This is a genomic window from Amycolatopsis sp. NPDC104819 (genome assembly GCF_055583145.1).
Genome location: NZ_JBVJON010000008.1, coordinates 44,182 through 58,168, shown reverse-complemented (window position 1 = coordinate 58,168; position 13,987 = coordinate 44,182). Strand labels below are relative to the sequence as shown.

Annotated in this window: 10 protein-coding genes and 1 pseudogene; 6 read left to right on the top strand and 5 right to left on the bottom strand. The window is 70.9% G+C overall.

Features of this window, described 5'->3' with window-relative positions:
• Positions 1-30: 30 nt before the first annotated feature.
• Positions 31-996: an ArsR/SmtB family transcription factor gene (locus tag ACZ63E_RS25725; RefSeq protein WP_465338656.1), complete on the top strand. Its 966-nt coding sequence runs from the start codon at positions 31-33 to the stop codon at positions 994-996.
• Here the strand turns inward: ACZ63E_RS25725 and ACZ63E_RS25720 are convergent.
• Positions 993-1,934: an ArsR/SmtB family transcription factor gene (locus ACZ63E_RS25720; RefSeq protein ID WP_465338655.1), complete on the bottom strand. Its 942-nt coding sequence runs from the start codon at positions 1,932-1,934 to the stop codon at positions 993-995. The two genes, ACZ63E_RS25725 and ACZ63E_RS25720, sit on opposite strands and share 4 nt — an antisense overlap.
• 253 nt (positions 1,935-2,187) lie before the next feature.
• Here ACZ63E_RS25720 and ACZ63E_RS25715 point away from each other — a divergent pair, with 253 nt between their 5' ends.
• Positions 2,188-5,361 carry an RHS repeat-associated core domain-containing protein gene (locus ACZ63E_RS25715; protein WP_465338654.1) on the top strand — a complete coding sequence of 1,058 codons (3,174 nt, stop codon included), beginning with the start codon at positions 2,188-2,190 and terminating at the stop codon, positions 5,359-5,361.
• A gap of 325 nt (positions 5,362-5,686) precedes the next feature.
• Here the strand turns inward: ACZ63E_RS25715 and ACZ63E_RS25710 are convergent, their stop codons facing one another.
• Positions 5,687-6,160, bottom strand: a complete 474-nt coding sequence (locus ACZ63E_RS25710; protein WP_465338653.1) for a MarR family winged helix-turn-helix transcriptional regulator — start codon at positions 6,158-6,160, stop codon at positions 5,687-5,689.
• A gap of 81 nt (positions 6,161-6,241) precedes the next feature.
• On the opposite strand from ACZ63E_RS25710, the gene ACZ63E_RS25705 reads away from it, so the two are divergent.
• The 4 genes and pseudogenes from ACZ63E_RS25705 to ACZ63E_RS25690 all read left to right on the top strand — a co-directional run bounded on the left by ACZ63E_RS25705 (position 6,242) and on the right by ACZ63E_RS25690 (position 10,053).
• Positions 6,242-7,495, top strand: a complete 1,254-nt coding sequence (locus ACZ63E_RS25705) for an FAD-dependent monooxygenase (protein ID WP_465338652.1) — start codon at positions 6,242-6,244, stop codon at positions 7,493-7,495.
• Between the two features lie 136 nt (positions 7,496-7,631).
• A pseudogene (locus ACZ63E_RS25700) lies at positions 7,632-8,078 on the top strand (SDR family NAD(P)-dependent oxidoreductase); the annotation flags it as partial.
• Positions 8,030-8,263, top strand: coding sequence for an SDR family oxidoreductase (locus ACZ63E_RS25695; protein WP_465338651.1), 234 nt, complete (start codon positions 8,030-8,032; stop codon positions 8,261-8,263). The pseudogene ACZ63E_RS25700 and the gene ACZ63E_RS25695, both read left to right, overlap by 49 nt.
• Before the next feature lie 533 nt (positions 8,264-8,796).
• A complete protein-coding gene (locus tag ACZ63E_RS25690; RefSeq protein ID WP_465338650.1) occupies positions 8,797-10,053 on the top strand; it encodes a sodium:proton exchanger in 1,257 nt (418 codons plus the stop codon).
• Between the two features lie 379 nt (positions 10,054-10,432).
• Here ACZ63E_RS25690 and ACZ63E_RS25685 read toward each other — a convergent pair whose 3' ends face one another.
• The 3 genes from ACZ63E_RS25685 to ACZ63E_RS25675 all read right to left on the bottom strand — a co-directional run bounded on the left by ACZ63E_RS25685 (position 10,433) and on the right by ACZ63E_RS25675 (position 13,876).
• Positions 10,433-11,365 carry an RNA polymerase sigma-70 factor gene (locus tag ACZ63E_RS25685; RefSeq protein WP_465338649.1) on the bottom strand — a complete coding sequence of 311 codons (933 nt, stop codon included), beginning with the start codon at positions 11,363-11,365 and terminating at the stop codon, positions 10,433-10,435.
• 30 nt (positions 11,366-11,395) lie between these two features.
• Positions 11,396-11,869, bottom strand: a complete 474-nt coding sequence (locus ACZ63E_RS25680; RefSeq protein WP_465338648.1) for a carboxymuconolactone decarboxylase family protein — start codon at positions 11,867-11,869, stop codon at positions 11,396-11,398.
• 93 nt (positions 11,870-11,962) lie between these two features.
• On the bottom strand, positions 11,963-13,876 hold the full coding sequence (locus ACZ63E_RS25675) for a BTAD domain-containing putative transcriptional regulator (protein WP_465338647.1): 1,914 nt from the start codon (positions 13,874-13,876) through the stop codon (positions 11,963-11,965).
• Positions 13,877-13,987 lie beyond the last annotated feature (111 nt).

Genomic DNA, 13,987 nt, shown 5'->3' with positions numbered 1-13,987 from the left:
CGGCGACCGACGTCACCTACCATCTGCCACATGATCCGGCTGCGGTTGGCCACGGAAGACCTGGAACGGACGCGGTTCGACTTCTCGCCGTTGGTGGAAGTGGTCCAGAGCGGGCGCATGCTGTTCTCGGGTTCGCCGCGGCCGCCTCACCGGGAGTGGTACGCCGAATCACGGGACCGGGTCCGCGTCCTCGACACGGAACTGCTGGCGCTGGTGCTCCCCCGGGGCGGGATGATCGCCGACTTCCTGGTCAAGCGGCCGGGGCACGCGGTCACGATCGAGGAGCACCTGCAGGCGATCGCCGATTACCCCGGCAACCGGCTCCGCGACGACCTGTTCGCAGTCTGGCCCGGCCGGCGGCCACCGCAGCTGGCCGCACTGCTCGCCGACCACGGCGCCGGTCGGCGGATCGCCGACGTGCTGCACAGCTACTGGACACTGCTCATCGAGCCGCACTGGCGGCGGATGAAGTCCGTGCTGCGCGACGACGTCGCCTACCGGGCCACCAGGCTCGCGGCCGACGGGCTCGACGGCATGCTGGCCGACCTGCACCACGAGCTCAGCGTCGTCGGGGCGACGCTGGTGATCGACAAGCCGCACCACCACGTCGACCACCGGCTGGCCGGCGCCGGGCTGTGCCTGGTGCCGTCGGTGTTCTCGTGGCCGGAACTGATCTGCACCGTCGAGCCCGGCCACCCCGCGGACATCACGTACGGCTGCCGCGCCGCCGCCACGGTCTGGGACGGAACCCACAGCGCGGCGGACCCGCTGAGCGCGCTGCTCGGCCGCACCCGTGCGGACATCCTGCGCAGGCTGGAACACCCGAGCGGGACGTCCGGCCTCGCCGCGCTGGTGGGCGTGAGCGCCCCTGCCGTCAGCCAGCACCTGGGCGTGCTCCGCCGGGCCGGGTTGGTGACGTCGTACCGCACCGGACGTCAGGTGCTTCACCAGCGCTCTGCAGTGGCGACGAGCCTCCTCGCCGCGACCGAGGACTAAGCCGGGCCCGGCAGCGTGCCACCCCCGGCGACGAGGACGCTGCTGCCCAGCGGGGTGCGCTGGTACCGGACGAACCGGCCCGAGCGCCACGCCGTCGCCAGGCCCGCCTGGCGCAGGACACCGAGGTGGTGGCTCACCGTGGCCGGGCTCTGGCCCAGCTGATCCGCCAGTTCGGACGTCGTGATCGGCAGCACCAGGCGGCTCAGGACGGCTGCTCTCGTGCGGCCGAGCAAGGCGCGGACCGCGTCGTCGCCGGGATCGCCGTCGGCCTCCCACAGGGTTTCCGCGCGGCGGGCGCCGTAGACCAGGCTCACCGGGCCCGCCCGGCCCGGGGCGACGAGCAGGGCGGGCCACGCGAACACCGAGGGGACCAGCCGGATTCCGGCCTGCGCCGACTCCGGCAGGGAGGCCGGGGTGCCCGCGGCGAGGGCCGGGTGCAGGTCGGCGAACACCGCCGCCGTCCCACCCGCGGTGAACCGGTGGGTGCGGTAGGCGATGTCGTCCTGCAGCACGGCGCGGATCAGCGGCCAGCCAGGCTCGACCACGGCCGTCCAGTACGCGTGCAGGGCGTCGGCAACCCGGCTCGGCGTGAGCTCGCGCAGGATCGAGGGCGGCACCAGGCCGGCCCACACCTCGGCGAGGTCGGCGTGCATCACCTCCGGCGGGCCCGCGGCGAGGCCGGCCAGCTGCTGTTCGATGTCCGTCGCCTGCTCGGTGACCAGGAAGTCCGCGATCATCGGCTGCCCGGGGATGACCGCGCTCAGCAGAGCCAGGTCCGCGGCGGACACGCGTCCGCGCGCCCGCCGGTGCCAGTCGCGCAACGGCGGACGGCCCCGGCCCACCGCGAGCAGCCAGAGGCTTTCCACCAGCTCGATCAGCGGCGACTGGGCGAAGCGCAACCTGCTGAGGTCGGACGCGCTCAACCACGGTGACGTCATGGGGCGAGCATAGGGCGAGCGTCGATTAAGGCTCCATCGAATCCTGGGTGGGGGATTCACCTGCGTTTAACGTTTCGGAAGTGCCCGCGCGGCAACCACGCCGGCACGTCTTCGGGGGATTCACCATGAAACGCGGTTTCTTCGTTGTGCTCGTCGTGCTCTGCCGGAGCCGGGTGCCGGACCGGCCTGACGCGCGCTACGCCGCCCGGTCGCGGACCGAGCACCCGGAGAGACCGCCCGATGAGGGAGAACGATGAAAACGAGCAGATCCTCGCGCGCCGCGTTGCGCGCGACCGCTGGGGCGACGGTTTTGGCGGTGACCGCCGCCTTGACGGTGCCGGCTCCGGTGTCGGCCGCGCCGGACGGTCACCGTCCGGATGGGACGGTGCACACGACGCCGGTGTCGAAGGACGCGTGGATCGCGCCGACGACGGTGAACCGCAAGGCTTCGGGTGGTGCGCCGCCGGATGTGCAGTGGGGAGCGCCGACGCCGCGGGCGGTTCCGCAGGCGAACGTGGCGGACTGCGTGGACACACAGGTGGGGATTCTGCCGTCGTACCCGTTGGAACAGCGGAGGTTGACGGACCGGTCCAGCCTGCTGGTGGACGGCTACAGCGGCAACGTGGTGGTCGACACGCGGGATCTGACGATGAAGGGGACCGGGATCGACCTCTCGGTCGACCACACCTACAACTCGCGCGCCAACCGCGGCGCGTTCGGCGTGGGCACCACCGTGTCGGTCGGGCAGGACGTCGGCCTGTCGTTCAGCGGCAGCGATGTCGTGCTGCACGGGGATTCCGGGTACTGCGCCACGTTCACCCGGAACTCCGACGGTTCCTACGCGGATGCTCCTGGTGTCGGGGCGACCCTGACGAAGAACGCGACGAGCGGGACCTACACGCTCGCGTTCAAACCGACGGCGAAGCAGAAGAACCAGGTGTGGTCGTTTTCCGCGAAGGGGTGGCTGACCAGCCAGGCCGATCGCAACGGCAACCAGAACGCCTACAACTACTACAGCGACGGCACGACCGCGTCGGTGACGGACTCGCAGAGACGGGTCACCACCTTCGGCTACGACGGCAACGGCCGCGTCACGAAGATCACCGACCCGACCGGCACCGTCGCGGGCACCTACACCTACGACGGTGCCGGCCGGCTCGTGGAGTTCAGCGACCGGGACAGCCAGGTGACCAAGCAGACCTGGACCAACAACGGCCAGCTGGCCACCTACACCACCCCGGGCGGGGTGCGCTACGAGCTCACCTACGACGACCAGCACCGGCTCACCGCACTGGTGAGCACCAACAAGGCGCAGGGCCCGCTGACCACGCGCTGGTCCTACGGTGACCACAAGACCACCGAGACCGATGCGAACAACAACAAGTCGACGTTCGAGTACGACACCTCCGGGCGGCAAACGAAAGCCACCGATGGCCTGGGACACGCGAAGTCCACGAAGTGGACCGCCAACAGCGACGTGGACACCACCACCGACGGTCTGGGCAACAACACCACCAACACCTACGACGCCCACCACAACCTCATCGGGTCTTCCCTGCCCACCGGGGCGAAGAACGTGGTCGGCTACGGCGACGCGGGCAACCCGAGCCTGCCGACGAACTACACCGACACCGAGGGCAACAAGTCCAGCGCCACCTACGACCCGGCGGGCAACCTGACCAAGGCGCACTCGGACGGGTTGAACAAGGACCTCAAGGTCAACACCTACAACCAGGTCAACGGCACCGTCCACGCCAGCACCGACGGCAACGGGCACACCACGTCGTTCGACTACGACTCCGCGGGCAACCTCGCCGCGATCACCCCGCCTGCGCCGCTCGGCAAGACCACGTACCACTACGACGCCCTGGCCCGCCCGACCGCGGTCGTGCAGGGCAACGGCGTGCAGCTGAACTACTACTACGACAAGCTCGACCGCGTCGTCGAGGTCGACCAGGACACCGGGAACGGCGCCCGTGGCACGCTCCTGGCCACCTACAGCTACACCCACGACGGTGCTCTCGAGTACTCCCAGGTCGGTTCCGTCACCTTGACGTCGACCTTCGATCGATGGGTGTCGGACTCGATCACCACGCAGCGCCGCCAGGACAGCGACACCGGTGTCGACGAGACTGTCCGCTACAGCTACGACTTCGTCGGCAACCTCACCAGCCTCGACGACACCCACGGGGTGACCGGCTACGGTTACGACGCGGCGAACCGGAACACGTCGATGACCGACCCGCAAGGACAGAAGACGACCTTCGGTTACGACAACGCCGACAACCGGACCTCCACCACGTTCCCCGGCGCAGGTACCCAGACGGTGACCTTCGACAAGTCCAACCGCGAAACCGGCTACGTCGTGAAGAACACCAGCGGCACCCAGATCATGCACCAGGTCTACAGCTACACCACCACCAAGGGCACCGACTCGGGACTGCTCCGGAAGAAGACGACCGACACCGGCGGAACCGACTACGTCTACGACGCGATGAACCGTCTCACCAGATCCGGTGGGAACTCCTACACCGTGGACACGGCAGCCAACGTCACCAGCCGCAACGACGTCACGTTCACCGTCAACGCCGCGAACCAGGCCACGGCCGGCAACGGGCGCGAGTGGACCTACGACGACAACGGCAACCTCACTGGCAACGGAACCGGCAACGTCGCCTACAGCGCCACCAACCAGCTCATCTCCGGCGACGGCGGCTTCGCCGCGCACTACAACACCCTTGACAACACCCAGCCCAACCGGATCACCGAAAAGCCCGGTACCACCAGCTACCAGCACGCGTTCACCCAAACCGCGCTCGGCCTGACCTCCGAGGTACTGGACGGCAAGACGGCGAACTACAACCGCGACTCGAAAGGCAAGGTCGTCACCGAGAAGACCGCCGACGGTGCGCGTTACAACCTGATCACCGACTACCAGGGCAGCGTCGTGGCCCTGCTGGACACCAAGGGGAACAAGGTCTCCAACTACGGGTACGACGCTTACGGCCAGCTCACCGTCACCGGTGACGCCGCCATCGCCGCCACCAACCCCATCCGCTACATCGGCGCCTACCAGCTGAAGAACAACCTGTACCTCCTGGGCTACCGTTACTACGACACGACATTCGCGCGGTTCAACCAGCCCGACCCCACGCACCAGGAAGACAACAGCTACGCCTACAGCAAGTCCGACCCCGTCAACAACAGCGATCCCACTGGCGCCGAGACCAACGGAATGCTGCCCTGGGGCTTGGCCATGGGCGCCGGGAGTGCGTTTGAGATGGCAAGCGTCTTTCTCGGAGGTGGCGGTTCTCTCGCGGCCACGGGAGGCGCGGCTGCCGTCGCGGGTGGCGTCGCGCTCGGCTCCCTCGGCCTCGGCTTCGCGGCAGTGGGTGTTTTCTTGGCCTACAAAGCGATCACCAGCTAGGTGCGGCGGGTCGTGACGTCGGTGACGCGGGCGAGGGCCTGAAGCGAGGGCGGGTCTTTCAGCGGGAGGACGTGGAGTTTGGCCAACACGTCCGCCGAGCAGAAGGACCCGTCCCCGCACCGACGTCCCGCCCACGTCGCCGCCCAGATGGGCATCTCACGCCAATGCGCCTCCAAGTTTCTCCCAGGTCGCCCTGGCACGACGCGGTCAGGGGCTTCGGCCTCGAGCCGGCTCCGCCCGGCCGGCCTCGGCAGAGGATGCTCACCCGTGACCGTCAGCTACTCGATCGGCGATCGCGGACGGAGCTGTGCCCGGCTCGACCTGGTCAGGCGCCATCCGGCGGGTGGTCCACGAAATCCTTGATCACCGCGGTCAGCCGGTCGACGACCGACTCGACCAGGGTCAGTTCCCCTTCGGTGTATTCAGCCAGCACGGCGTTCTGGCGCTGCGCCAGCCCGGCGAAGAACGTGTCGGCCGCGGCGTGAATAGCGGGCGTCGAGTGCAACGTGACGACCCGGCGATCGCTGTGACCGCGGGTGCGGATGATGTGTCCCGCCTCTTCGAGCCGGTTGAGCAGCGATGACGTGGCTCCGGTCGTCAGCACGACGTGCTCGGCGAGGCGGGCCGGCGTCAGGGGGGCGCCCTGGTCCTCGGCGGTCAGGATCGCGACCATGGCGGCGGCGTCCGTGGTGTGCATCCGCTTGGTACGGGCGAACAGCCTCCCCAGCTCGTCGCCGGCGGCGGCGAACTCCCGCAATTGGGGCACCACGCGCTGGTCGGGTGCTCGCTCGTCGGCCATGAAACCTCCTCGTTCGCGTGGCAACATATCATCCAGTGAAGTAGCTTGATGATGTAACTAGTTCACGATGAAGGAGTCTTCGTGTCCGATCAGGCCCGTCCCCGCGTCCTCGTCACCGGCGGCAGCATCGCCGGCCCCGCCCTCGCCTGGGGGCTGGTGCGCGAGGGCTTCCAGCCCGTCGTCCTCGAACGGTCCCCGCGCCGCCGCACCGCCGGGCAAAACATCGACATCCGCGGTCTCGGCCACGAAATCGTGGACCGCATGGGGATCCGCGACGCCGTGCTCGGCAGGCTCACCGGGGAGGCCGGCACCCGCTTCATCACCGAGACGGGTCACGTCTACGCCGAGGTCGCGCGCCAGGAGGGCCGCGACGGCCCCACGGCCGAGCTGGAGATCCTGCGCGGTGAGCTCGCCGGCATCCTGCTCGGGAGCATCGCCGACGACGTCGAGATCCGCTACGGCGATTTCGTCGCCGGCGCCGAGCAGGACGCCACCGGGGTCGACGTGCGGTTCGACTCCGGTGTCCGCGAGCGGTTCGAGCTGCTGCTCCTCGCCGAGGGGCGCACCTCCCGCACCCGGCGGCTGCTCCTGCCCGAGCAGACCACGTACCGGGACAAGGGGTTGAACGTCGCCTTCGGCACGATCGACCGCCGTCCGGAGGACGACGACTGGTGGTACTTCATGACCACCACGCAGGGGCGGGTGGTCAACGCCCGCCCGGACAACGTCGGCACGATCCGCGCCAGCCTGAGCTTCCCCGCTCGGTCGGAGAAGTTCGATGCACTGCCCGCGGAAGCCCAGATCGACCACCTGCGTGAGCGCTTCCGCGGGGCCGGCTGGCAGACCGAGCGCATCCTCGACGGGTTCGCGGCCCGGCCCGAGGAGTTCTACACCGATCGGTGGGGGCAGGTGGTGATGTCGCGGTGGAGCGAAGGCCGGATCGGGGTGCTCGGCGACGCCGCGTGGGGATCCGGGCCGACCGGAATGGGCACCACGCTGGCTTTGGTCGGCGCGCACGTGCTCGCCGGCGAGCTGGGCCGCAGCCTGCGCGAACCGGGTGGCACCCCCACCGGCGCCTTCGCCCGCTACGAGCGCCTTCTGCGCCGTTACGTCGACAGCGCGCAAGCTCTCGCGCCCGGCATGCCCCGGCTGATGCACCCGATGACGTCGGCCGGGTTGGTCGTCACCCGGGCGCTCCACCGCGTCGTCACCTCCGGTGTGCTGCGCCCCGTCGTGGAGAAGGCGGTGATCACGACCCAGAAGCACGAGCCGCGGCTGCCCGAGTACCCGAGGCTGCGCGCGTCGAAGGCGCTTTCGGTGAAGCGCCCACGTTAGAACTGGTGCCAGCCGGAATCGGCGGTGCCGAACCGGAGTTCCGGCCGACAGACCACGGCGCCGCGCGGCGGGGCCCAGACAGGAGCGCAACGATGTCCGACACAACGATGTCCGACCGGGAACGGGCCGGCGCGTCGAGCTCGGCGAGGGGCTGGCCGCCGACATCGTCGCGCGTGGTGGGCGGGCGCTGTTCGTCCGCTGTGACGCGACCGTGGAAGACGATGTCGCGGCGGCGGTCGACACCACGGTGGCCGAGTTCGGCCGGTTGGACTCCGCGGTCGACAACGCTGGTGGCGTGGTCGCGCGAGGACCACTCGACCGGATCGCCGCCGAAGCTTGGCGCGCAGAGCTCGACTTGAACCTGACCACCGTGTTCCACGGCCTCGAACACCAGCTCCCCGCCATCCACGCGGCCGGGGGCGGGGCGATCGTCAACAACGCTTCCACCGCGGGGGTGTCCGCGGTTCCCGGCATGCCCGCCTACACCGCCGCCAAGCACGGCGTCGTCGGCCTGACCCGGTCAGCGGCGCTGGAGTGGGCCGGCCGCGGGGTGCGAGTCAACGCGCTCGTCACCGGCAACCCCTCTACCGGGCACTGCTCGACGCACCACCGGAACGCCCCGCGAGCGAGCTCTTCGCGCCCAACCCGGCAGGACGAGTGGCCGATCCACGCGAGGTCGCCGGCTTCGTCGCCTACCTGCTCACCGACGAGGCAACCTTCCTCACCGGGGCGGCCCTGGCGATCGACGGCTGTACAACCGCCCAGTAGCCACTCGGGCTCAGCTGCCGGATCCGCCGCTGGAACGCCTGGTCGGAGAGTGCCGCCGTCCGCGATGACACGAAGCGCGGCTGCAACACCCCACCGACCGTGCGCATGGGTGATCCGACGCACAGTTGTGTGCGGTCGCGGCGACGGCCCGCACCGCGGTCCGACCACGGCGACGGACCGACTCTGCGGATCGCCGACCACGAACTCGCCCGGCGGAGCGCCCGGTTGAGGTTCGCAGTCGCTGCCGGTTCGCCCTGCCGAAACCGCGCCGTGGACCTGCCGAAAGCGAACATCCGGGATTCGGCGGTCTTGATCAACGGTTGCGGTAACCCGATGCCGGCGGTCACGGTGTGGTGGTTGTTCCGAAGGGGAGTAGCCCGCGAGTCCACTGTCGACACACTGAGAACCCGGTTCTCCGGCGGTGGCACCCGTTCCGTGCGGGTGGGCGAGACCTTCGGCCGGTTGTCCGTGCCTGGCCGAGACCCCTGGACGTCGCGGCGAGGCGTACGCGCGTCCAGGAAAGGAACCGCTCCATGTTCGCCAAGCTGCTGCGCCCGATCGGGCTCTGCGTCGCCCTGGTCATCCCGGCCCTGACGCTGCGCGTCACCGGAGCCGAGCCGAGTCCGGTGATCGGGCTGCTGGTGTTCGGCACGGCCGTGGTTGCCGCGTCGTTCGTCCTGGCCTGGGCCGCCGAGGCGGCGCAGGCCGACATCTCCGGCGGGCTGGCGATCGCGATCCTCGCCGTCATCGCGGTTCTGCCCGAGTACGCCGTGGACCTGTACTTCGCCTACACCGCCGGGTCGAACCCCGAGTACGTCGCCTACGCCGCGGCCAACATGACGGGTTCCAACCGGCTGCTGCTCGGCCTGGGATGGTCGCTGGTGGTGCTCATCGGCCTGGCGATCGCGAAGAGGCGCACCGGCAGAACGGTGCGCGAGCTGACCTTGGACTCGCCTTATCGCGTCGAACTCGGCTTCCTCGCCATCGCCTCGGTCGTCGCCTTCGTGATTCCCGCGAGTGGGCAGATCCCCCTGCTGCTGGGCTTCGCGCTGCTCGGGTTCTTCGGGTTCTACCTGTGGAAAGTATCCCGCGCCGAGGCGGCCGAGCCGCACCTGGTCGGCCCGGCCGCCACGATCGGCGCCCTGCCCAAGCGCTCGCGCCGGATCCTGGTCGTGACGCTGTTCGTGTTCGCCGCCGCGGTCATCCTCGCCTGCGCCGAGCCGTTCGCGCACAACCTGATCGCCGCCGGCACCCAGCTGGGCATCGACCGATTCCTGCTGGTGCAGTGGCTGGCTCCGCTGGCCTCGGAAGCACCCGAGTTCATCGTGGCGATCCTGTTCGCGATCCGCGGCAGGTGTGACGACGCCATCGGCACCCTGATCTCCAGCAAGGTCAACCAGTGGACCCTGCTCGTCGGCAGCCTCCCGATCGCCTACCTGGCCGGCGGCGGAGGCGCTGCCCTCCACCTGGACGGGCGCCAGGTCGAGGAGTTCCTCCTGACCGCCACGCAAACCCTGCTCGGCGTCGCGGCGCTGCTGGCCCTGCGGTTCCCCCGCTGGGCCGCGTGGACGTTGCTCGGGTTGTTCGCGGTGCAGTTCACGATTCCCGGGCAAGCCGCCCGATACGTCCTGTCCGCGGTCTACGCAGCGATCGCGCTGGCCGCTCTGCTGCGCAACCGACGCCACATCGTGGCGACGCTGGCCGCTCCCTTCCGTCGCACATCAGACGACCGCGCGGACGCTGAGCGCCAGTCCCGCGGCGCCGAAACCACCAGCGCGGCCGGCCGCTGACGAGAGCGTGCGACGGTCAAGGCCGGGCTCGCTCCGAGGGAGGTGGTGTGACCGTCACGGGCAGGGCGCTTCGGCGGTGCGGCTCACCCCGCCGCGACGCGGCTGACCATCACCGGCACGGCGTACCCCGGGGTGTCCGGGCCGCAGATGGATGACCGGGGTTCGGTACGGGGCAGCCTGGGCGACACCCAGCTCGCCGCCTACGACCTCGGCACGACCCGCCAGGCCTATCGCGAGCTGCCCGGCTCGGTGACGGCCGGCGGAGGGCAGGTCGTCACGATGGCGGTGACCTGCGCGAACTCGGACTGGCCTGTACCCCGACCACGACGATCACGGCCCAGCCGGCGTCTTGAACGGCGCGTTCCATGAGTGCCTGGTCCTAGCCGCCGGCGGAGGACTTCCGGCGAACCTGCTTCACCGCACGGTCGACGGCCCAGGCGTCGGCGACCGGCCCGAGGTGGCCGAGCTTGTCGGGGTTGAGCACCGAGCGGATGGTCTGGATCTGCCCGTCGCGCACCTCGAGGGCCAGGATCAGGAGCACCTTGCCGTCCCGGTCGCCGAAGATCGCTCCGGGCTGGCCGTTGACTTCGTGCGGCTCGAAGGTCACGTCGATCTCGGTCAGCCGGGGGACGACGGAGGCGAGCAGCCGGGCCGCGTTCCCGGCTCCGATGACGGCCCTGGCCAGCTGCGGGGCCTTGCCGCCCGCGTCGCCGACCATCGACACGTCGGCGGCGAGCAGATCCTGCAGGCGGGCGACATCGCCTTCGCGGAGGGCGTCGAAGAAGCGCGCCGCCAGCTCCTGGCGCTCCCGGCGGTCCGCTTCGAACCGCGGCCGTCCGGCCTGCATGTGCCGGCGCGCCCGCACCAGCAGCTGCCGGCACGCCGCCTCCGACCGTTCCACCGCCGCGGCGACCTCGTCGAAGCCGAAGCCGAACACCTCCCGCAGCACGAACACCGACCGCTCCAGCGGGCTGAGCCGCTCCAGCAGCAGCAATGCCGCCATCGACACCGAGTCGGCCAGTTCCGCCGAGCGCGCCGGATCCTGATAGGGATCGGTGAGCAGCGGCTCGGGCAGCCACGGCCCGGCGTACTCCTCCCGCCTGACCCGGGCGGAGCGCAGCACGTCGATCGAGATCCGCGTGACCGTGGCGGACAGGAAGGCCTTGGCCGACGTGGGCCGGGTCGCCGAGCCGTCGAAGCGCAGCCAGGTTTCCTGGACCGCGTCCTCGGCTTCGCCCACGCTGCCCAGAATCCGGTAGGCGATCGAGAACAGCAGCGGCCGCAGCTGTTCGAACTCCTCGACCTTGCTCACGTCGGCTCCCCCTCGCGTCATTCGGTCGATTCAGTGGAACTGCCCGACTTCGTAGCCGCCGGCCGGTTGCCGCGTGATGATGTTCAGCCGGTTCACCGCGTTCATGAACGACACCAGCATCACCAGGGCGGTGAGCTGCTCTTCGTCGTAGTGCCGGGTCGCGCGCGCCCAGACCTCGTCGCTGACGCCGGTGGCCGCGTCCGCGACCCGGGTCCCCTGCTCCGCCAGCTCCAGCGCGACGCGTTCGGCCTCGGTGAAGACCGTGGCCTCCCGCCACGCCGCAACCAGGTTCAGCCGCACCGGGGTCTCCCCGGCCGCGGCGGCGTCCTTGGTGTGCATGTCGATGCAGGCGGCGCAGCCGTTGATCTGGCTCACGCGCAGCGCCACGAGCTCCTGCGTCACGGCCGGCAGCGGGTAGTCCTTGAGTGCCATGCCCGCCGACATGAAGTACTTGAGGGCTTTACTCGGGTTCGGGCCGGTGACGTAGTTCAGTCGCGCGTCCATCGTGTGCTCCTCCGTGATCGTCTCAGTGGCTACAACCCCGAGACGAGATAGCCCGGCGTCCTGTGACACGGAGAAGTGGTTGCGCGACGACGGTCAACGCGCGCTCGTGCCCGTCTCCGCGTCCACCAGGTACCGCTTGACCGGGCCCAGGGTCAGCATCCCGCTGCCGGCGCCGGCCTCTTCCGCGCCGGCGTCGCGCAGCGCCGCCGCGGCGCGTGCGGCGGTTTCGCGCTCGCCGAGGCGGGTCGCGGCGTGGGCGGTGAGGCACCACATCGCTTCCTGCATGTGGTCGCGGGCCGGTTCGGGTGCTTGGGCGAGGGCGGTGCGCGCCTCTTCGGTCCGGGCTTGGGCGAGCAGCACGTGCGGCTGCGTCCAGGGGCGGTACGGGCCCCAGTCGAGCCGGGGGTCGGTGGGCGCGGAACGGCCGTGCAGCAGCCGAAGCCCCAGCAGGGCGAGGGGGAACAGACCGCGGTGCAGGCCCGGCATTCCGGCCGTCCGCAGCGCGTCCTCCGCGGCACGGTACCGCGCCGCGGCCGCGGCGGCGGTCGGGCCGCCCGGTTCGGTGCTGCGGGCGGCTGCCGCCCGGGCCCGGAACCATTCCGTGAGGACGGAGACGAGCGGTGCCTCGGTCGTGGCAGCGAGTCGCTCGGCGGCCGTCGCATGGTCGGCCGCGGTGTTGAGGTCGCCGAAGGCCGAGGCGGACTGCCACCGGATGAGCCGGCCGAGGACGGCGAAGTTCGGCAGGTCGTGCCGGGTCGCCAGCTCGAGGATCTCGGCGCCGATCCGGTCCCGGTCGGCCGCGAGCCCGGGGCGGGTGAAGGACTGCAGGAACACGCCGTTGAGCGCGAAGACCAGCAGGGCGGGATCGGCCCGGTCACGGGCCAGTGCCTCGGCCTCCCGCGCGGCCTGCCGGGCGTGCTTCAGCTCGGCTTCGGTCAGGCCGGCGCTGCGGCTTTCGACGGCGACCGTCGCGAGGAGGCGGGCTCTCAGGTCGGCGGGTCCGTCCGGGCCGAGCGCGCTCAGCGTGCGCTCAGCGGCCGCCACGACGGCCTGCGACTGCCCGGGGTCGTCGGCCCGGCTCCAGATGGCCGGTACGTCGTAGGCGCCGATGATGCGAGCGGTGAGCCGGAGGTCCCCGGTGCGTTCCGCGGCCCGGATCGCGGCGAGGCGGTCGCGTCGCGAGTGGACGAGCGCGTCGCCGCCGGCCAGCGCGAGGGTGCGGGCCAGATCCACGGTGGTGCGCGGGCCGAGCCGGGTGCCGGTCCACGCGGGCGTGGCGCCGGTGAGGATCTCCGTTTCCACCTGCCGCAGGCCGGGTCCGGGGTCGAGCCCGAGCCGGTCGACGAGCATCGTGCGGGCGCGGCGGAGGGTGGCCAGCGCGTCGGCCTGGCGGCCCGCGCGGTGCTGGGCCCGGGCGAGCAGCCCCCAGGCCGGTTCGCGCCACGGGTGTTCGGCGACGTGGGCGCCGAGCTCGGCCACGAGCTCGGCCCCGTCCCCGGCGTCGAGGAGGATGCCGGCTCGCAGCTCAACGCCCGTGAGACGCAGCTCTTCCAGGCGGGCCCGTTCGCGCAGCGCCCATGCGGACCCGGGCACGTCGGCGTAGGCCGGTCCGCGCCACGCCGCCAGGGTCGCGCCGAGGTCGGGCCCGGCGGCGGGGTCGTTCCGGGCCCGCGTCAGGGCGTCTTCGAACCGGTGGACGTCGACGTCCTCGCGCGGCAGGCGCAGGACGTAGCCGGGCCCCTCGGTGACGATCACCCGCGGTGGCGTGCGGGGTGGCCGGTCGGGCTCGAGGGCGCGGCGCAGGGCGGCGACGAAGGTGCGCAGCGCGCCCACGGCGCGGGCCGGCGGGTCGGTCCACAGGTCGTCGACGAGGGTGTCGGTGGTCACCAGCCGGCCCTCGGCGGCGACGAGCCGGGCCAGCACCTCGCGATGGCGGGGCCCGCCCAGCTCGAGCGGGCTTCCGTCGTCGCGCAGCGCCCGCACGGTCCCGAGCACGTCGATTCGCATGCCCCCATCATCGGTGCCGGTGAGCGGGCGCGCCCCTCCGCACTGATCGGTTGCTGATCGCCGCCGCGCAGGCTGACCGAGTCAGATCCCCGACGAGAAAGACGGCCTCCG

Excerpts from the sequence above, each read along its gene's own strand:
- ACZ63E_RS25725 (WP_465338656.1), top strand. The coding sequence starts at position 31 with ATGATCCGGCTGCGGTTGGCCACGGAAGACCTGGAACGGACGCGGTTC.
- ACZ63E_RS25720 (WP_465338655.1), bottom strand. The coding sequence starts at position 1,934 with ATGACGTCACCGTGGTTGAGCGCGTCCGACCTCAGCAGGTTGCGCTTC.
- ACZ63E_RS25715 (WP_465338654.1), top strand. The coding sequence starts at position 2,188 with ATGAAAACGAGCAGATCCTCGCGCGCCGCGTTGCGCGCGACCGCTGGG.
- ACZ63E_RS25710 (WP_465338653.1), bottom strand. The coding sequence starts at position 6,160 with ATGGCCGACGAGCGAGCACCCGACCAGCGCGTGGTGCCCCAATTGCGG.
- ACZ63E_RS25690 (WP_465338650.1), top strand. The coding sequence starts at position 8,797 with ATGTTCGCCAAGCTGCTGCGCCCGATCGGGCTCTGCGTCGCCCTGGTC.
- ACZ63E_RS25680 (WP_465338648.1), bottom strand. The coding sequence starts at position 11,869 with ATGGACGCGCGACTGAACTACGTCACCGGCCCGAACCCGAGTAAAGCC.
- ACZ63E_RS25675 (WP_465338647.1), bottom strand. The coding sequence starts at position 13,876 with ATGCGAATCGACGTGCTCGGGACCGTGCGGGCGCTGCGCGACGACGGA.